Source organism: Tianweitania sediminis, from assembly GCF_017813335.1.
GTDB lineage: Bacteria > Pseudomonadota > Alphaproteobacteria > Rhizobiales > Rhizobiaceae > Tianweitania > Tianweitania sediminis.
The window spans coordinates 116371-135108 of the sequence record NZ_JAGIYY010000005.1 but is presented as its reverse complement, the minus strand read 5'-3'; the positions used below and the strand labels follow the sequence as shown (position 1 = coordinate 135108).

General features: G+C 61.1%; 15 protein-coding genes. 5 read left to right on the top strand and 10 right to left on the bottom strand.

Translation table 11 applies throughout. The features are described 5' to 3' along the window. Positions 1-37: 37 nt before the first annotated feature. Positions 38-796: an IclR family transcriptional regulator gene (locus J5Y06_RS15405; RefSeq protein ID WP_209336084.1), complete on the bottom strand. Its 759-nt coding sequence runs from the start codon at positions 794-796 to the stop codon at positions 38-40. A 153-nt stretch (positions 797-949) separates the two neighbouring features. Here J5Y06_RS15405 and J5Y06_RS15400 point away from each other — a divergent pair, with 153 nt between their 5' ends. From J5Y06_RS15400 to pta, 5 genes are all read left to right on the top strand, one after another. Further along, complete coding sequence (locus J5Y06_RS15400; RefSeq protein ID WP_209336083.1) at positions 950-2551, top strand: GMC family oxidoreductase; 1602 nt, start codon at positions 950-952, stop codon at positions 2549-2551. 22 nt (positions 2552-2573) lie between these two features. Then, positions 2574-3911 carry an MFS transporter gene (locus J5Y06_RS15395; protein WP_209336082.1) on the top strand — a complete coding sequence of 446 codons (1338 nt, stop codon included), beginning with the start codon at positions 2574-2576 and terminating at the stop codon, positions 3909-3911. 16 nt (positions 3912-3927) lie between these two features. Beyond that, positions 3928-5703, top strand: a complete 1776-nt coding sequence (gene xsc / locus J5Y06_RS15390; RefSeq protein WP_209336081.1) for a sulfoacetaldehyde acetyltransferase — start codon at positions 3928-3930, stop codon at positions 5701-5703. Positions 5704-5765: 62 nt separating this feature from the next. Beyond that, positions 5766-6800: a YeiH family protein gene (locus J5Y06_RS15385; protein WP_209336080.1), complete on the top strand. Its 1035-nt coding sequence runs from the start codon at positions 5766-5768 to the stop codon at positions 6798-6800. Then, the gene (gene pta, locus J5Y06_RS15380) at positions 6800-7795 is read left to right on the top strand and encodes a phosphate acetyltransferase (protein ID WP_209336079.1); all 996 of its coding nucleotides are present in this window, start codon (positions 6800-6802) and stop codon (positions 7793-7795) included. Before J5Y06_RS15385 ends, pta begins: the two co-directional genes overlap by 1 nt. Before the next feature lie 102 nt (positions 7796-7897). Here the strand turns inward: pta and J5Y06_RS15375 are convergent, their stop codons facing one another. From J5Y06_RS15375 to J5Y06_RS15335, 9 genes are all read right to left on the bottom strand, one after another. Next, positions 7898-8668, bottom strand: a complete 771-nt coding sequence (locus J5Y06_RS15375; protein WP_209336078.1) for an ABC transporter ATP-binding protein — start codon at positions 8666-8668, stop codon at positions 7898-7900. Then, on the bottom strand, positions 8665-9507 hold the full coding sequence (locus tag J5Y06_RS15370; RefSeq protein ID WP_209336077.1) for an ABC transporter ATP-binding protein: 843 nt from the start codon (positions 9505-9507) through the stop codon (positions 8665-8667). Before J5Y06_RS15370 ends, J5Y06_RS15375 begins: the two co-directional genes overlap by 4 nt. Positions 9508-9509: 2 nt before the next feature. Further along, a complete protein-coding gene (locus J5Y06_RS15365) occupies positions 9510-10424 on the bottom strand; it encodes an ABC transporter permease (RefSeq protein ID WP_209336076.1) in 915 nt (304 codons plus the stop codon). Then, positions 10421-11431, bottom strand: coding sequence for an ABC transporter permease (locus J5Y06_RS15360; protein ID WP_209336075.1), 1011 nt, complete (start codon positions 11429-11431; stop codon positions 10421-10423). Before J5Y06_RS15360 ends, J5Y06_RS15365 begins: the two co-directional genes overlap by 4 nt. A 30-nt stretch (positions 11432-11461) precedes the next feature. Beyond that, the gene (locus J5Y06_RS15355) at positions 11462-13087 is read right to left on the bottom strand and encodes an ABC transporter substrate-binding protein (RefSeq protein WP_209336074.1); all 1626 of its coding nucleotides are present in this window, start codon (positions 13085-13087) and stop codon (positions 11462-11464) included. Positions 13088-13102: 15 nt separating this feature from the next. Continuing rightward, positions 13103-14596 carry a M81 family metallopeptidase gene (locus J5Y06_RS15350; protein WP_209336073.1) on the bottom strand — a complete coding sequence of 498 codons (1494 nt, stop codon included), beginning with the start codon at positions 14594-14596 and terminating at the stop codon, positions 13103-13105. Positions 14597-14620: 24 nt separating this feature from the next. Then, complete coding sequence (locus J5Y06_RS15345) at positions 14621-15877, bottom strand: pyridoxal phosphate-dependent decarboxylase family protein (RefSeq protein ID WP_209336072.1); 1257 nt, start codon at positions 15875-15877, stop codon at positions 14621-14623. Positions 15878-16071: 194 nt separating this feature from the next. Next, on the bottom strand, positions 16072-17865 hold the full coding sequence (locus J5Y06_RS15340; protein WP_209336071.1) for a gamma-glutamyltransferase family protein: 1794 nt from the start codon (positions 17863-17865) through the stop codon (positions 16072-16074). A 144-nt stretch (positions 17866-18009) separates the two neighbouring features. Then, entirely contained in the window at positions 18010-18588 is a 579-nt protein-coding gene (locus J5Y06_RS15335; RefSeq protein ID WP_209336070.1) for a TetR/AcrR family transcriptional regulator, read from the bottom strand. Positions 18589-18738 lie beyond the last annotated feature (150 nt).

Genomic DNA, 18738 nt, shown 5'->3' with positions numbered 1-18738 from the left:
GCCGGGCACCGCCCCGGCCCGTTTGGCTCGGATGCGGCTAGAAGGTTTGCGCCAGCTTGCGCGATGCAGCCTGGAGCATTGGCAGATAGCGCTTTGCCGCGTCGAGCGACAATCGGGCTACCGGCGCATGGCAGGCGAGCGATGCCACCACGCGACCGTTGCGGTCGAGAACCGGCACCGCAATGGCAATCAGACCGATCATGAATTCCTCTTGGTCGGTGCTGTAGCCGTCGCGCAGGATCTGGGCAAACTCGGCTTCCAGCGCTTCGCGAGAGGTGAGCGTTGCAGGGGTCTGCGCGTCGAGCGTCAGCGTGGCGAACAGCTTGTCACGCGCCTGCTCGTCCATGTGGGCCATCAGCAGCTTGCCGCTTGCCGTGCAATGAAGCGGAACATGGGAGCCGGGCTCCAGATGGACCCGCAGCGGCCATTTCGACTCAACACGCGCCAGATAGATCGCCTCCGAGCCGCTACGGGTCACGAAGTTGCAGGTCTCGCCGGTGGCCTCCACCACTTGCCTCAGGATGACATGTCTTTGGGTGCTGACACCCTCGCCGACGATGCTCAGCCCCATCTTAATAAGACGTGGACCAGCCGAATAGTGCCGGCGACCAGGCTCGCGAAACAGAAATCCCTCCGCTGCGAGTCGGTGGCAGAGCCGGTGCAGCGTAGCCTTAGGCAGATTGCTGGTGGCTTCGAGTTCAGTGAGCTTCATGGGCCGTGCGGCCAAAGCGATCGCTTCGATGAGATTCAGGCTGCGGGTAACAGCCGACGAAGCATTCTCCGGAGCGTCTTTCATCAGAAAATCTCACCAGCTGAGATGCATCTTCCGCGACCAGTGGCATTTACCGGACTGTTTTTCAAGATGTCTCATAGAATGAGACTTTCTTCTGCAGATCCTTTGACGAGACCTGCTTTCGAATTGCCTTCTGCTGTTCGGGAGGAACGACCAGTGAATGAAGCGCAGTATGACGTCATCGTCATTGGCGCCGGCTCTGCCGGCTGTGCCGTTGCGGCCCGCTTGAGCGAAGGCGGCAAATATCGCGTTGCCCTGCTGGAAGCGGGACCGAAAGACACCAGCCCCTGGATCCATCTCCCGCTCGGCTACGGAAAAACGATGTGGGACGAGCGCGTTAACTGGAAGCTCTTCACCGAGCCGGATGCAAATATGGGCAACCGCCGCATCTACTGGCCGCGTGGCAAGGTGCTTGGTGGATCGTCCGCCATCAACGGCTTGATCGCCATTCGCGGACAAGCAGCCGATTACGACGAGTGGGCAAACTACGGGGGCGAGCAATGGAACTATCGCTCCGTGCTGCCGTACTTCAAGCGTCTGGAGCACTTCAATTCGGATGCCAACCCGGCCTTTCATGGCAAGAGTGGACCGATCAGCGTGGATGCCATCCGCCACAAGCATCCGCTGATCGAAGCCTTCATCCAATCGGCCAACGCGGTTGGCATTCCGCGCAACGACGACTTCAATGGCCCGTCACAGGAGGGAGCAGGTTATTACCACCTGACCACCCGCAAGGGCCTGCGCAGCAGCGCCGCCGTTGGATATCTGCGCCCGGCGCGCAAACGCAAGAACCTAGACATCCTGACGGATGCACGGGTCACCCGCATCCGCTTCGATGGTCGGCGCGCGACGGGGGTTGATTACCTCAGCGGCGGGCAGGCACGCAGCCTGACAGCCCGCCGCGGGGTCGTGCTGAGCGCGGGCGCGGTTCACACGCCGCAGCTCCTGATGCTCTCCGGCGTCGGGCCGGCTGGGCATCTCCAGGATCATGGGATCCCTGTTCTGAACGATCTATCGGGTGTTGGCGCCAATCTACAGGATCACCTGCAATTCCGGCTGATCTTCCGCTGCAACCGGCCGATCAGCACCAACGACCAGCTCAACAGCCTGTTCGGCAAGATGAAGATCGGGCTGCAGTGGCTGATGACGCGAACCGGTCCCTTGGCCGTGGGCATCAACCAGGGCGGGATGTTTGCTTCCGTCATGCCTGGCGCCAATCGGCCGGACGTCCAGTTCCATGTCGCAACGCTTTCGGCCGACATGGCTGGCGGCAAGGTCCACACATATTCCGGCTTCACCATGTCAGTGTGCCAGTTGCGTCCGGAAAGCACCGGCACCATTCGGTTGGCCTCGGCTGATCCTGCGGCGCAGCCCTTGATCAACGCGAACTATCTCGAAGCGGAACTCGACCGGCGGGTGGCAATAGGGGGCATCAAGCTCGCGCGCCGCATTGCGCGAACGGGGCCGCTGCGCGGCATCGTTGATGCCGAGATCCTGCCAGGCGATGCGGCGCAGGACGACGCGTCAATCCTCGAATTCGCCCGCCAAAACGGCGCAACCATCTTCCATCCGACCAGCACCTGCCGGATGGGACCGGCAGACGATGCAGGGGCTGTGGTCGATCCCAACCTGAAGGTGCGCGGACTTGAAGGACTTTGGATCGCGGATTGCTCGGTGATGCCGCGCATCGTTTCGGGCAACACCAACCTGCCGGCGATCATGATCGGGGAAAAACTAGCAGACCATCTTCGCAAGTAAACGGACATTGGGGAGGGAAACCATGTCGAACAGTGCAGAACTGGAAAGAGAGCGGGAAGTGAAGCGGGTCGTCATGGCCTCGCTGATCGGGGCGACGATTGAGTGGTATGACTTCTTCCTTTACGGCGTGATCGCCGGCATCGTTTTCAATCAGCTTTACTTCCCGGCAAGCGACCCGCTGGTGTCGATCGTCCTCGCTTACGCGACCTTTGCCGTTGGCTTCGTGGCGCGTCCACTCGGCGGCGTCGTGTTCGGGCACTTCGGAGACAAGATCGGGCGCAAGCAGATGCTTGTGCTCACCATCCTCATCATGGGTGTTGCCACTGTTCTGATCGGCTTGCTGCCTACCTATGAACAGATCGGCGTTGCCGCACCCATCCTGCTGCTCATCCTACGTATCGCGCAAGGCATCGGGATTGGCGGCGAATGGGGTGGTGCGGTCTTGATGGCTTATGAGTTCGCGCCGGAACACAAGCGCGGCTTTTATGCCTCCATTCCGCAGATCGGCCTCGCCATTGGCCTGTGCCTTTCTTCGGGCGTGGTTGCTCTGCTCAGCCTGATGCCGGACGAGGCCTTCATGGCCTGGGGCTGGCGCACGGCCTTTATTGGTTCCATCGTGCTCATCATCGTCGGCCTCTACATCCGACTGAAGGTCGCCGAAACGCCGGACTTCGTTGCGGTTAAACAGGAACGCGAAGAGGTGAAGATCCCCTTCGTCGAACTGATCCGCACCTATCCGAAAAACATCATTCTTGGCATGGGCGCGCGCTACATCGACGGCGTGTTCTTCAACGTTTTCGCCGTTTTTTCCATTCTTTACCTGTCGAAGTATGTCCAGATCGAGCGTACCACGGCGCTGGTTCTCGTTTGCGTCGCTGCGCTTGTAATGATCGCGGCCATCCCGCTTTTCGGTGCGCTGTCTGATCGCTGGGGGCGGCCGAAGACCTACGCCGTGGGTAGCCTGCTTCTGGCGCTTTCGACCTACCCGGCCTTCATGATGATGGACAGCGGCAACCTCGTTTGGGTAGCACTTGGGCTGATCGTACCATTCGGCATCATCTATGCCATGTGCTATGGCCCGGAAGCAGCGCTGTTCTCCGACCTGTTCCACGCCCGGGTTCGCTACACCGGCATCTCGTTCGTGTACCAGTTCTCCGGGATCTTCGCGAGCGGCATCACGCCAATCATCGCAACCTACCTTCTCGACTGGGGTGGCGGAGAACCGTGGCTGCTGGCCGGCTATGTCGTGTTTGCCGCGGTTGTTTCGATGGTGTCCGCGATGCTGATCAAACCCTCCACCGAGCAAGTTCGCCTTGCCCGCCACGACCGGCGTCGCCCTTCAACAGTCCCTCTGAACTGAGAACGAGACCCTACCCATGAAAATGACCACGGAAGAAGCCTTCGTCAAAGTCCTGCAGATGCATGGCATCGAACATGCCTTTGGCATCATCGGCTCGGCGATGATGCCGGTTTCCGACCTGTTCCCGAAGGCTGGGATCAGCTTCTGGGACTGCGCCCATGAAACCAATGCCGGCATGATGGCAGACGGCTACAGCCGCGCAACCGGCACCATGTCGATGGCGATCGGGCAAAATGGTCCGGGCGTCACCGGCTTTATCACCGCGATGAAGACTGCGTACTGGAACCACACGCCCTTGCTCATGGTCACACCCCAGGCGGCCAATAAGACGATCGGCCAGGGCGGTTTCCAGGAAGTGGAGCAGATGGCCATGTTCAAGGACATGGTCTGCTACCAGGAAGAGGTGCGCGACCCCTCTCGTATCGCCGAGGTGCTCAACCGGGTGATCGAAAAGGCTTGGCGCGGCAGCGCGCCGGCTCAGATCAACATCCCGCGCGATTTCTGGACACAGGTGGTCGACATCGAGCTGCCCAGGATCGTGCGGTTCGAACGTCCGGCGGGTGGACCGGAGGCGATCACGGAAGCCGCCCGGCTTTTGTCATCGGCAAAGTTCCCGGTGATCCTGAACGGTGCCGGCGTGGTGATCGGCAACGCCATTCAAGACTCGATGGCGCTTGCCGAGCGCCTGGACGCGCCGGTTTGCTGCGGTTACCAGCACAACGACGCCTTTCCTGGAACACATCCCCTGGCCGTCGGCCCGCTCGGCTACAACGGCTCCAAGGCCGCCATGGAGCTGATTGCCAAGGCCGACGTCGTGTTGGCGCTCGGTACCCGCCTCAACCCGTTCTCGACCTTGCCGGGCTATGGCATCGATTATTGGCCGAAGGACGCCGCAATCATCCAGGTCGATATCAACGCCGACCGCATCGGCCTGACAAAGAAGGTCAGCGTCGGTATCTGCGGCGACGCCAAGCAGGTTGCACAACAGATCCTGGCGCAGCTTTCGCCAGAGGCCGGCGACACCGGCCGGGAGGAGCGCAAGGCCACCATTCACCAAACGCGCTCGGCCTGGCTGCAGCTCCTGTCCTCGCTCGACCACGAGGATGACGATCCGGGCACCGAATGGAACGAAGGCGCCCGCAACCGGGAACCGAACCGCATGTCGCCGCGCCAGGCCTGGCGCGCCATCCAGGCCGCATTGCCGCGCGAAGCCATCATCTCCACCGACATCGGCAACAATTGCGCGATTGGCAACGCGTATCCAAGCTTTGACCAAGGCCGCAAATACCTGGCGCCCGGCATGTTCGGGCCTTGCGGCTACGGTTTCCCCTCCATCGTGGGCGCGAAGATCGGCTGCCCGGATGTGCCAGTGGTCGGCTTTGCCGGCGACGGCGCTTTCGGCATTTCCATGAACGAGATGGGCTCCATTGGCCGCAAGGACTGGCCAGCGATCACCATGGTGATCTTCCGCAACTATCAGTGGGGTGCGGAAAAGCGGAACACGACGCTGTGGTACTCCAACAACTTCGTTGGCACTGAACTCAACCCCAACCTCAGCTACGCCAAGGTTGCAGAAGGCTGCGGTTTGAAAGGCGTCCAGGTGGATTCCACCGAAGCGCTGACTGCAGCCCTGAGCCAAGCGATCGAGGACCAGATGAACGGTCAAACCACCTTTATCGAGGTCGTGCTGAACCAGGAACTCGGCGAACCTTTCCGCCGCGACGCCATGAAGAAGCCGGTGCCCGTTGCGGGCATCGACCGCGCCGACATGCGCCCGCAGCAGCGCGCCTGACGTTGCAGGCGCCTGGTCCAGTTGGATCGGGCGCTTGCCTCCCTGCTTCCTCTAGGATCGCCATGAGCACACCATCTAAGTCGCGCACCAGCGTTCAAGGTCTAACAGACGCGGCCGCATCACTATGGCCGGGGGTAGCGGTTACCTGCGCAGTTGCACTGGCGGCCCAATTCCTGTCGGAGCATTATGGTGCGCCGGCCATGCTCATGGCACTCCTTTTAGGCATCGCCTTTCACTTCCTGGCCGAAGAAGGGCGCTGCGTGGCCGGGATCGCCTTCTGCGCCCGCCAAGTGTTGCGCCTCGGTGTCGCCCTCCTCGGCATCCGCATCAGCGTGGACCTCCTGATCGGGCTCGGGCTTTCCACCATTCTTCTTCTTGTTTGCGCGATTGCCGCCACGATCCTGTTCGGGCTGGCAGCGGCTCGCTTGCTTGGCCGGGGGTGGCGCTTGGCGCTGTTGACCAGCGGCGCGGTGGCGATCTGCGGTGCGTCTGCTGCCATGGCGATCGCTGCCGTTCTGCCCAAGAACCAGTTCTCAGAGCGCAACCTGATCTTCACCGTGCTGTCGGTGACCGTTCTCAGCACAATCGCCATGATCTTCTACCCGATGCTTGCTGAAGGCATGGGACTGGATGCGCGGGCCGCCGGTATCTTCTTTGGCGGCACCATCCACGACGTGGCGCAGGTCGTGGGAGCAGGCTTCTCCGTTTCTCCTGAAGCTGGCGAAACAGCCACGCTGGTGAAGCTGATCCGCGTCACGATGTTGGCGCCAGTGGTGATCGTGTTTTCGCTGGCAACCCGCAACGTCGCCTCGCCCGAAGCTTCGGGCAAGCGGCCGCCCCTGTTGCCCGGTTTTGTGATCGCCTTTCTTGTGCTTGCTGCGCTGAATTCCACCGGGATGGTGCCAGCGGCCGTTGCGACCGCAGCTTCGGAAGCTTCGCGGTGGGCACTACTGATCGGCATCGTTGCGGTGGGCATGAAAGCGTCGCTGCGCCGCTTGCTCGACGTTGGCGGCGACGCCGTGATCCTGATCGTCGCCGAAACCCTGTTCATCGGCCTCTTTATTCTCGCCGGAATCCATTATCTGGGGCACGCCTGATGAAGCCGCTCGTCCACCTCATCGAGGCGGCCAAGGCGCAGCCTCGCCACATCGTCTTGTCTGAAGGTGAGGATCCGCGCGTCGTTGAAGCAGGTGTTCGCGCCGTCCGCGAGGGCATCGCCGAGATCACGCTGGTCGGCCGGGCGGATGCCGTTCATCGTCTCATCGAGACGGCGGGCGGGCGCAGCGATATGCTACATCTCGAGGATCCCTCCACCTCCCCGCTTTCGCCGCGGCTGGCGGATGCCTATCTTGCGCTTCGCCGGAACAAAGGCGTCGATGCTGACGCGGCCGCGCTTGCCCTGCGATCACCGCTTGTATTCGCGGCCATGATGGTGCGCGAGGCCTTTGCAGATGGAACAGTAGGCGGCGCCACCAACACCACCGCGGAAACTGTGCGAACCGCGTTGCAAACGATCGGGCGAGCGCCGGGCGTGGAACTCGTTTCCAGTTTCTTCCTGATGCTGCTTTGCGAGCCCCACCACGTGAAGAAGGGCGTCCTCGTCTTTGCCGACTGCGGCCTTGTGGTTGAACCCAGTGCTGCGGAACTCGCAGCCATTGCCGTGATGTCTGCCAACTCCTTTCGCGGTCTGACGGGGAATGTGCCGAAAGTAGCCATGCTGTCTTTTTCCACGGCGGGCAGCGCAGCACACCCTTTTGTGTCAAAGGTGACGGAGGCGACAGAACGCGCACGAGCGGCGGCGCCCGATCTGATCATCGACGGCGAGCTTCAGTTCGATGCCGCCTTTGTTGAGGCTGTCAGCAGATCCAAGGCGCCGTCTTCGGTGCTGCACGGCGATGCCAATGTGTTTGTTTTTCCAGATCTCAACGCGGGCAACCTCGGCTACAAGATCGCTCAACGTATAGGGGGCGCGGAAGCAATCGGGCCGATTTTGCAGGGACTGGCGAAACCCGCCAACGATCTTTCACGCGGCTGCAGCGTGAGCGACATTTTCCATATGATCGCAGTCACGTCTGTGCAGGCGCGCAGCTGACCCAGATGCGATCTCTTTCGCTCGAACGCATCCGGTCCTAGAAAAGGGCTGATGCGTCTCTCCACCGCGATCTGCGGATGGCCGCAAGGATATCTAAGACTATCAGCCTACGTCGGCCAAAGCTTCTGGATGATAACCGCGGCTGGCTTCTAGCAACTGGCGGGCATAGGCGCTCGTGGCGCGTCCGGCGCGCAGGTCCGCATTCGACATTTCCTCGACCGCGAGGCCGTGGCGCATCACCAGAAGACGATCACACATCGTTCCAATCACGCCGAAGTCGTGGCTGACGAGGAGATAGGTCAGCACCCTCTCCTCCCGCAGGTCCATCAGGAGGTTGAGAATTTCCGCCTGGACCGAAACATCGAGCGCCGAGGTCGGCTCGTCCAGAAGGAGGACATCGGGCTCCATCAACAAAGCCCGCGCAATTGCCACGCGCTGGCGCTGACCGCCGGAAAGCTGATGCGGATAGCGGTAGAGAAAGGATTCCGGCAGTCCGACACGCCGGATGACGCCTCGCACCCGATCCGGGCGATCGGGAAAACGCTGGATGCGCAGCGGCTCCATCAGCTGACGTTCTATCGTTTGGCGCGGATGCAGCGATCCATAAGGATCCTGAAACACCATCTGAACCCTACGATGGAAATGGAGATCGCGCGGTCCCATCAGGGTTTGGCCAGCGAGCATCACATTGCCCGACGCGATCGGCGCTAACCCGGCGATAGCTCGCAAGGCGGTCGATTTCCCTGAACCGGATTCGCCGACGAGGCCGAAACACTCGCCAGGACTAATCGCGAAGGAAAGGTCACGCACAGCCCTTACTGCGCCATAGGTGACGACGAGGCGATCCAGAGAAAGGAGGCTGCCCTTATTCATGTCCGCCATCCTGCCTCGCGTTGTAAGGTCGGCAGCCGCGTTCCCGCCGCTCGGTCCAGAGAAGGAAGGCAGTTGAGGAGCCCGCGTGTATAAGCGTGCGTGGCCTGAGACAGGTCCTTCGCCGGCAGCGTTTCCACGATCCGGCCGGCATACATCACGACGATCCGGTCACAGAATTGCGAAACCAGGCGCAGGTCGTGACTGATGAAGATCAGCCCCATGCCCCGCGCGGCAATCAGCCGATCAAGCAGCGCCAGCACCTCAAGCTGGACCGTGACATCCAGCGCGGAGGTTGGTTCATCGGCGATCAGAAGGTCGGGCTCGCCAATCACCATCATCGCCATCATGACGCGTTGTGCCATGCCTCCGGACAGTTCGTGCGGATAGGCGCGAGCGACACGTTCAGGATCGTTGATCTGCACCGCCCGAAGCGTTTCCAGCACACGGACCTTTGCGTCGGCGCTGCTCACGCGGGATGCCAGCTTGCACGACTCTGCGATCTGGTAACCGACTGTCTTCACTGGGTTGAGACAGTATTTTGGGTCCTGCATCACCAGGCCGATGCGGCGGCCTCGAAGCTTGCGCATCTCCCGCGGCGTTGCTGCAAGGATGTCGTGGCCATCGAAGGCTAACTTCTTGGCTGTGACCACAGCATTTCCCGGCACCAGGCCAAGCAGCGCTTTGCCCGTCAGCGACTTGCCCGAGCCGGACTCGCCAACGATTCCAAGCTTTTCACGGCCCATCGAGAAAGAAACGCCGCGCACCGCGTCGAAGCTGCCGGACCGCTCCTTGAAGGTGACCCGGAGATCCTCAATCTCAACAAGCGGACTGTCTTGCATCCTCAATCCTCCTGACGCGGGTCGAGCACGTCGCGGAGGCCATCGCCCAGCAGATTGAAGCCCATCGACACAAGGAAGATCGCGATCCCGGGGAATGTCGCCACCCACCAACCGCTGAGGAGATAATCCTTGCCGTTTGACAGCATGACACCCCATTCTGCGGAGGGCGGCTGGGCACCCAGGCCGAGGAAGCCGAGACCTGCCGCGATCAGGATAACCCCTGCCATGTCGAGCGTTGCGCGAACCAGCAGGGAGGGAAAGCAAAGCGGGATGATGTGAAACAGGATGATGCGCAGGCGAGACGCGCCCATCAGCTGGATGGCAGCGATGTAGTCGCTCTTGCGGATCGACAGGGTTTCCGCTCTCGCAATCCGCACATAAGGCGGCCAGCCTGTCACGGCGATCGCCAGGATGGCGTTGTTCAACCCGGGACCGAAGGCCGTGACGAACGCCAGTGCCAGGATCAAGCGGGGAAAGGCGAGCGCGATATCGGTCAAGCGCATGAACACGGTATCGACCCAGCCGCCCAGGAAGCCGGAAGCGGCACCGATGATCAGGCCGATGGGCGCTGCGATCACCGCCACCAGCACCACGATGTAGAGCGTGTAACGCGAGCCGTAGATGACGCGACTGAATACGTCGCGGCCGAATTCATCGGTCCCGAAAAGATTGATCGTCGAAGGCGGTCGCAGCTGTGCCGACAGTTCCTGAGCATAAGGATCGAACGGCGCAATAAAGGGTGCGAAAATCGCCAGCAGAAGCAGGAGCGCGATGATCGCGAGGCCCGCCAAGGCCGCTGAGCTGCGTGCGAGGCGCCGCCATCCGAAATAAAGCCGAGTCAGGCGCGCTTCGCGTGACGATGCAGGCACATCGCTTCTGATCCGTCCCCACAGCGTGGTAGCAGTTGCCTCGCTCATCGTGTCCTCGGATCGAGGATGCGGTAAAGCACATCGGAAAACAGGTTGAGCAAGATGAAGATCGTGCCGATCACGAGCGTTCCGCCCAAAACGGCGTTCATGTCTGCATTGAACATGGATTTGGTCATGTACTGGCCCAAGCCAGGCCACGCGAACACCGTTTCCGTCAGCACAGCTCCTTCCAGAAGGAGGCCGTAGGTCAGCGCCACCGTCGTCACCAACTGAACCGCACAGTTGGGAAGGACGTGATTCAGGACGACCTGGCGTTCGGACATTCCCTTCACCCGGGCAACGGAAACATATTCCTGTTTCAACTGGTCCAGCATGAAGGACCGGGTCATTCGACCGATATAGGCGGCGGCGCCATAGCCAAGGCTCAAGCCGGGCAGAACGAGATGGCCAAACGCGTCGCGAAACACCTCCCACTCCCCTGCAAGAGCAGCGTCGATCAGCAGCAGCCCCGTGACCTGCGGCACCAGTCCTTCGTAGAAAATCGAAAGCCTGCCCGGACCGCCTGCCCAGCCAAGCCAGGCATAAAACACGATCAGGAGGACCAGACCTTTCCAAAACACGGGCGCCGAATAGCCGGCAAGCGTAACCACCCGCACGGCGCCGTCGATCCAGGTGCCGCGGTTCAGCGCCGCAAGCATCCCAAGCGGGATGCCGATAAGCGCGCCGATCAGAATGCCGACACTGGCAAGCTCAAGCGTCGCGGGGAACACCCGCGCAATGTCCTCAACCACCGGCTGCTTGGTGAAGAACGACACGCCGAAGTCAAGGTGAAGGATTGCCCAAATGTAGCTCAAGAACTGCACCCAGATGGGATCGTTGAGCCCCATCTGTTCGCGTGTGCGATCGTAGATCTCCTGGCTGACGTCCGGCCCAATGGCAGCAATGACGGGATCGAGCGGCATTACCCGCCCGATCACGAATGTCACAAGCAGCAGCCCAACAAACGTTGCCAGCAATATCGCTGCTTGTCGTGCGACGATCTTCGCCACACGCATCAGACGTTCGCTGGATCGGGCCGCCATGTCTTACCGGTTCTTCGTCACAGCAGCGAAGCTGATGTCGGCGCCCCGCGCACCATAGCTGTAGCCTTGCACATCGGCGCGCATTCCGAGCGCCTGCGTTGCCTGGAACAGGATGGCGAAAGGCGAGATCTCCCAAGCCTTCTTCTGCATCTCGGCATAAAGCTCGGCTCGCTTGGCCTCGTCCAGTTCCTGAGACGCCTGTACAGTGAGTTCGGAAAGCTCCTTGGGAGCCCAGCCCAGGCGCCAACTCAGTTCTGAAGGCCATTGCGCGGCCGGATCCGCTCCCGGCAAGGCGCCAGGATTGAAGGCGAACTTGCTTGCCGTCGCATGGGGGTCGCCATAACCGCCGGAATAGGAAAGCTGCAAGGCTTCCAGCTTGCGATCGCGGTAAAGCGGGATCGTTTGCGACACCGGCATGTTGACGATGTTGACCTTCACACCAGCCTGTGCGGCGGTCGCCTGGAAGCTGGTCGCCAGGTCCATTTCGGGCTTGCGATTATAGGCCGTGAACGTGAAGGAGAAGCCATCGCTCAGTCCTGCCTCGGCGAGCAGCGCCTTGGCTTTTTCGACATCGAGCTTGAACGGCCGTTCATCCGTAGCCCCCAGGAAGGGCTGCGCGATAAAGCCCTGCTGGATGGTTCCGAGGTTTTTCATGATGGTCTTTTCGAGACCCTCATAGTCGATCAGGTACTTCATCGCCTTGGTGACGCGCGGGTCATCGAAAGGCTCCTTGGCGGTGTTGAACCCGAAGTAAAGGAGCCTTCGCGAGGGGTGGAAGTCTACGCGCACGTCCTTGGAGTTTGCCATCGCCTCTGCATCCGAGGCGGTGATGTTGAACGCGACATCTGCGTCGCCGTTTTCAAGCAGCAGGCGCTGGGTTCCCGCTTCCGGAACGTGCCTGAACATCACGCGGCGCATGCTTGGTGTGAACTGCCAGTACTCGTCGTTGCGGTCGAGGATCAGCAGATCGCCGGCACGGTAGGTACTGATCTTGAACGGTCCGGAGCCAGCCGAGTCAGCAGCGCTTGAGCGGCTCGAAAGCCAGGCGGAGCCGAAATCGCCGTCCTTCTCATGGCTCTTCACGAGTTCCGAGTCCACGATCGCAAAGGGCGACGACGAAACCAGGTTGATCACGAAGGAAGGTGCCAGCTTCAGGGGAGGCTTCAACACGAAAGTCAGGTCGTCCGGCGCCTGCAGGCCGGCGTCCAGATTGTCCGCGGTGAAACCCATGGCCCGCATGCTGGCCGATGGCTCGCGACCAAGCAGCATCAGCCGGCGGAAGCTGAAAAGCACATCCTGGGCGGTCACGGGATTACCGCTGTGGAATTTGACGTCGGGCCGGATCTTGAAGGTGATCGAGCTGCCGTCTTCCGCAACGGTCCAGCTTTCGGCAAGCGTCCCGATCAGTTCCTTCGGGTTGCGCGGGTCGAAGCCGACCAGCCGCTCATAAACGTCGTTGTTGATCTCGTTGACGTCGAGGATCTGGGAAACTGCCGGATCCCAGTCCGCGATGGACGAGATTTCTCGCACGATGACCAGGGTGTCGGCCGGTGTGGCGGCGTAAGCCGGCTGGACAACCGCCAAGGCGGCGGCAGCCAGAATTGTGGCACTGAAAAGAGAGTTGCGCATGCTGTTCTCCAACAATTAAGGCCGTAGGGGGTCGAGTGGCCAGATCGGCCGGGGTATGCGCTTCCAGTCGAACTTCGCGGGATCGGGGCTGGTGATGCCGCCACTGTCGACATCAAGACAAACGCTGGCGATGCCCTGGAAATCGCCGCGATAGCCCTGCATCGACTTCACCACGATCACCGCCATGTCACGAGGCTCAATGCCGTAAATCCGCAGCTGCTCTTGATCGTAGATGCCCTTGTGAATCGAGGTGACGATCACCTGAACACCACCGCTTTCGAGCACGACGCTCGGTCCAAAGGTGCCCGTCGTTCCTGTGCCGTAAGGCCCCGTGTAAACGAACCTGCCATCCGAAATGGTCTTGACGAGCCAGTCCGCAGTCACAGGGCCGCCGCCCTGTTGCGGCGCGTTGCGACCGCCGATGCTGATCGTGACGCGATTTCCCACACCAGCAGACAGGGCCTGGTCGACTGCTTCCGGGTCGAAGATGGGCGTCAGGACAGCATTTCCTACGCCGCTTTCCATCAATGCGCTCAGAAGCGCTGTGCCGTCTCCGTAGCCACCGCCTCCGGGAGAGTCGCCGTAGTCGCCGAGTACCACCGGGGCGTCGCCGTCCTTGTGGGCCTTGACCGCCGCCATGGCTTCTTCAACGGACACGATGCGCTCTGACGTCGTTTCCCGCGTGCGCCAGCACTCGTCCATCATGGCGGACGCGATTTCCTGAAGCCTGCTTTTCGGCGCAAATCCTGTCACAGCGGCGGACGGGCCCACCATCGAGCAGTCTGCCTTCGAGTAGCCGGCATGGATCGAGATCGGCAAAATGTCCGGGTCTTTCTCATGAGTGGCCGCGAGGCTGATCGCTTCCAGCATCGGACCATAGGAATGGTAGGTTCGCGCGCCATCGAAACCGATCAACATCGGCCGCCGCTCCAAAACCACCTCGGGCCTGGTCCCGCGCTTGAAGGCCTCCGCCATCATGCGCGCGGTTGTGACGCCGGTTTTTCGCTGGTCGATGTGAGGACTTGTGCGAAAAGCAAACATGCCATCCACCACCTCCGCCATCGCCTGCGATATGTTGCAATGGGGATCGAGAGACGTCATCAGGAGAACGTCTGGACCGATCGCTTCCCGAACCCGGCGCACAATTTCCAGTTCTGCATCCTCGTGGCTTACCGTCACCATGGAACCGTGCAGGGCCAGCAGAACGCCGTCGAGCGGCGATGCGGCGCGAATTCGCTCGATCAGGATGCCCAGGATATGCTCGAATGCCTCGTCTTCAACAGGTCCCGCGGGCGGAGCAAAGGATGCAACGGAGGGGATGATCGTCCAGCCTTCTTCGCGCGCAACCTGGATAAACCCGCCGATCTCAAGATTGGCGTTCTCGTAAGCCGCGAAGATCTGCTCGCCGATATTGATGCCTTGTCGCTCGAAGGCAGCCAGCGGCGTCGTGTGCCGGTTGAAGCCGTTCGTTTCTTGCTTGATGGATCCGATCAGAACCTGCCGAGGCATGCGCGCTGTTCCTTCCATGAGAACTCAACTGTAGGTCGCTTCGATCTTCGGAGTGCCGGTACTTCCACGCTTCACGTCCGCCACCGAAGCACGCAGATCGGCGATGAATTCGTCGCGGACCGGCTCGTGGAACAACGACATCATCAGGTGGAGACCCTTCGGGCGGCGGGTCAGCGCCGGAAGCCAGCCGCGGGCAGCCATGCCTTCCGCCACCTCGAAAATGTCGAGCTCCTTGGACCCGAAATTGATGATCGACACTTCCGGCTTGGCCCAGAATTCCAGCTCAGGAATCCCATTGATGTCATCGACATAGGCATCAACCATCGAAGCGAGATTGTGCGCCGCGCGTTCATAGCCGGAGGTTCCCAAATGATTGAGCACGGCCCAGGCCGCGGCAATGGCGCCGGCGGGCCGTGTTCCGGACAAAGTGGCTGTGCGGAAAACGCCGCTCGGCCACTGGTCGCAAACGAAAGTCGCCCGCTGCTGATCTTCCAGCGACCGGTAAAACACCGTTGAAGCAGGTTTGGGACAGAAGCCGAACTTGTGCAGATCTGCCGAAATCGACCGAACGCCAGGATACCTAAAATCGAAAGGAGCCGTTGGTCGGCCGATGCGCGTGAAGAACGGTGCGATCCAGCCCCCGACGCAGGCGTCAACATGCATCCAGATGTTTAAGCGCACAGCAAGGCTGCTGATCTCTTCGATCGGATCGATGACGCCGTGGGGATAGCACGGCGCCGAACCGACCAGCAGCACGGTGTTTCCGTCGACCAGTTGCTCCATGGCCTCGACGTCGACGCGCTTGTCTGCCCGCAGCGAGGCACGGCGGATCTCGAGGTCCATCGCATTGGCCGCCTTGTCGAAGGCCGCATGGGCGGTATCCGGCATGACGATGTTCATCGAACCGGTAGAGCCAACGCGGGCACGGTGGGCATCTCGCGCAGCCTTGACGGCCAGGAAGATGCTTTCGCTGCCACCATTGGTGAAAACACCCGTCGCATCATCCGGAGCCGAAAACAGGCTGAGCCCGTAGTCGATGACATCGCGCTCCATCTTGCCGATGCCAAAAAAGGCGCGGCTGCCACCCAGCGCGTTTTCCGAAAAATACTCGAAATAGGCCTTGCGACCGATCTCGTAGGTTTCGGCATCGTTGAGAAATACGAACAGCGGAGAGCGGCCCCGCTTCCAGTCGATGTCGCCGCTCGAAGTGGCCCGCATCGCCTGTTGCAACTCATTCCAGCCGCGGCCGCCTTCGGGAAATGAAGCTCTCGTGGTCGTCACTCGATCTTGCTCTCGCCACATCTAATCTGAGCGATGATATATCACTTCTCTGGAGCGAGCAAGGTCGTTCTTGTGAAAGGCGACAGAACACATCAGAGAGGAACTGCGGCCACTGGACAGCCAGGGCTTTCGCGGCGTGCGGAAGATCGGCGCGTCTCGTCAAGGGCGCAGTCGACGGTGAGCCGTGATCAACGCTATCGGCCCACCGCATAGGCCTGCATCAGTCGCGGTGTTGCTGCCCCGTGCAGGATGCCGTTCTCGTCGCGCGCTGCAGCGACAATGCTGGAAATAGTCCAGGGCGGAGCCACATCGACAAAGTGGCCGCGCCGCCGCAGGGCGCTGATTGCTTCTGCGCCAAAGCTTTCCTCCACCGCGAGATGCCCGGGGCGTTGTTCGCGCGGAAAGAAGGAACTCGGCGCATGGGCTGTGTAAAACATGGGAAGGTCGATCGCCTCCTGCAGCCCCATCTTGCCGTGCACGAGGCGCAGAAAGAACTGCAGCTGCCATTGCTCCTGCTGGTCACCGCCGGGACTGCCGAAGGCGAGATACGGCTTCCCTCTCCGGTGGACCAGCGTTGGCGTCAATGTCGTGCGCGGCCGCCGACCCGGTGCCAGGCTGTTGGCAAGACCGGGCTCAAGCCAGAACATCTGCGCACGGCTGTTCAGGGGAAAGCCAAGTTCGGGAATGACGGGAGAGGATTGGAACCAACCACCTGATGGCATGGCCGCCACGAGGTTGCCTTGTGCATCGGCGCAATCGAGATGAACCGTGTCACCGCGCCCTTCCGCACGCATGGCGGCAAGGGTCGGCTCCATGATCGCGGCGTCAGCGGCTGCGATTTTCGAATAGTGCGCCAACACCGAGCTCACGCGCTCTACCTGTTTCTCGTAGCCCGGAACGAGGCCCGGCCGGAATTCCATCGACGCCTGGTCGGTAATCAGCGTTGCGCGCTGATCGTTGTAGGCATCTGACAAAAGGTGCCGCATCGGCACTGCATTGAACTCCGGATCACCGTAGAAGTATTCGCGATCGGCAAAGCCCAACTTGATGGCTTCCGCAACCAGATGGACGAAGTCGCTTCCCACAGGGTCCAGTGCGGCGATATCCGTCCGTTTAAGCAAGGCCAGCATCTGAAGGAAGGACGGCCCCTGCCCCCAGGCTGCGGTTTTGTGCACGGTGTGGTCGTGATAATCGTAGCTCTCGGTGTTCTCGTAAGTCGCACGCCAGTCCGCCATGTCGTCGGCGCCCAGCACGCCCTTATGAACGTGGCCGCTGTCATCCATCACGGCGCTTTCGTTGATGAAGCGCTCGATCGCCTCCGCGACGAAGCCGCGATAAAAGGCGTCTCGCGCCTTTTCGATCTGTGCCTCGCGTCCGCTAACGCTCTCGGCCTCACGGATGATGCGGTTCCAGGTATTGGCAAGCGCCGGGTTACGCAGCAGGCTCCCCGTCTCGATGGCGGTCGCGTTCGGGGCGTAAAGCGACAGGGTGGTCGGCCAGTTCTTTTCGAAGAAAGGTAGCAGGCGGGCGACCGTTCCGGAAACATGGTTCGAAACGGGGTGCCCGTGTTCCGCATAATGAGCCGCGGGCTGCAGCACATCCCGAACGGTGAGCGTGCCGTGATCGCGCAGGAGCAGCATCCAGGCGTCGAACGAGCTCGGGATCACCGTGGCCAGCAGGCCGTTGCCGGGGATCAGCGTCAGCCCCTCGCTGCGGTAATGCTCGATAGTGGCACGCTTCGGTGCTGTGCCCTGCCCGCACAGCACCTCTGTTTTTCCCGTTCTTGCGGAATGAAAGATGATCGGAACGTCTCCGCCCGGACCGCATAAGTTCGGCTGAACGACCTGCAGTACGAAGCCTGTGGCGACGGCTGCGTCGAAGGCGTTACCGCCGCGCTCGATCATTGCCATGCCCACCGAAGACGCGACCCAATGGGTTGAGGTCACGACACCAATTGATCCCAGTATTTCAGGCCGGGTGGTGAACATCGTAGACCTTCTTGCTGCTGATCAGAGCCTGAAGGCATGCAGCATGCAATTGGCTCCTTGCTGTTTACACGGCAGGAAGCGGCTCTTGTTCCTGTGTGTCAAGAAACTGCGTTAGATTTATCTAAGGCCAGCAATTCCCGCCCCTCAGGAGCGGCGCAGGCCATCAACCAAGACGTCGACCATCTTGATCGCCAATGGTTGCCAGTTTCCCTTTGGCTGCGCGTTGTAGATGCCGATGATCGTTCGCCAGAGATCTTCCGCGAAGATGTCATCGCGCAGAACACCCGCTTCGATTCCGCGGCTGAGCAGCAAAGCGATCGCGCCCGTCATGCGCTGCAGTGAGTAGGCGGTCAGCTCGGTTGGGCCATGGGCCACGAGCTGCAGCGCCTCCACCATACCCTTCTTAGTTGCAACGAGCCGCACGCTGGCATGTAGCCAGGATCGCAGTGCCTCAACAGGACCCGGCGTTTGCGCGAGCTTTTCGGCCAATAAACCAAGCTGATCCACTTCATGGCGGTACACGGCTTCAAAGAGATCCTGGCGCGCCGGGAAATGGCGATAAAGTGTGCCGATCCCGACGCCCGCTTGGCGAGCAACGTCTTCAAGGCTGGCCTGCGGACCGCCCTGGCTGAAGATCACGGTTGCCGCTTCGAGCAGCAGCGCTCGGTTGCGCGCCGCGTCCGCGCGAACCTTTCGTTTCTGCTTTTGTGGCTCCGGTCCCATGTCTTGCAAAGATTTCAGCACTCTTGATAAACGGAGGCAACCTCCGTATAACTACCCCTGCGCGGGTGCACGGAGACGGTACGAACTCCCGCCGGATGATCTCGGGTGCCCGGCCGCCGTGCCACCTGAATGATCGGTCTTCTGCCATTT

Bases quoted from the DNA above. Each gene is read 5' to 3' on its own strand.
- J5Y06_RS15405 (WP_209336084.1), bottom strand. From the start codon at position 796: ATGAAAGACGCTCCGGAGAATGCTTCGTCGGCTGTTACCCGCAGCCTG.
- J5Y06_RS15395 (WP_209336082.1), top strand. From the start codon at position 2,574: ATGTCGAACAGTGCAGAACTGGAAAGAGAGCGGGAAGTGAAGCGGGTC.
- xsc (WP_209336081.1), top strand. From the start codon at position 3,928: ATGAAAATGACCACGGAAGAAGCCTTCGTCAAAGTCCTGCAGATGCAT.
- J5Y06_RS15385 (WP_209336080.1), top strand. From the start codon at position 5,766: ATGAGCACACCATCTAAGTCGCGCACCAGCGTTCAAGGTCTAACAGAC.
- pta (WP_209336079.1), top strand. From the start codon at position 6,800: ATGAAGCCGCTCGTCCACCTCATCGAGGCGGCCAAGGCGCAGCCTCGC.
- J5Y06_RS15375 (WP_209336078.1), bottom strand. From the start codon at position 8,668: ATGAATAAGGGCAGCCTCCTTTCTCTGGATCGCCTCGTCGTCACCTAT.
- J5Y06_RS15370 (WP_209336077.1), bottom strand. From the start codon at position 9,507: ATGCAAGACAGTCCGCTTGTTGAGATTGAGGATCTCCGGGTCACCTTC.
- J5Y06_RS15365 (WP_209336076.1), bottom strand. From the start codon at position 10,424: ATGAGCGAGGCAACTGCTACCACGCTGTGGGGACGGATCAGAAGCGAT.
- J5Y06_RS15360 (WP_209336075.1), bottom strand. From the start codon at position 11,431: ATGCGTGTGGCGAAGATCGTCGCACGACAAGCAGCGATATTGCTGGCA.
- J5Y06_RS15355 (WP_209336074.1), bottom strand. From the start codon at position 13,087: ATGCGCAACTCTCTTTTCAGTGCCACAATTCTGGCTGCCGCCGCCTTG.
- J5Y06_RS15350 (WP_209336073.1), bottom strand. From the start codon at position 14,596: ATGCCTCGGCAGGTTCTGATCGGATCCATCAAGCAAGAAACGAACGGC.
- J5Y06_RS15340 (WP_209336071.1), bottom strand. From the start codon at position 17,865: ATGTTCACCACCCGGCCTGAAATACTGGGATCAATTGGTGTCGTGACC.
- J5Y06_RS15335 (WP_209336070.1), bottom strand. From the start codon at position 18,588: ATGGGACCGGAGCCACAAAAGCAGAAACGAAAGGTTCGCGCGGACGCG.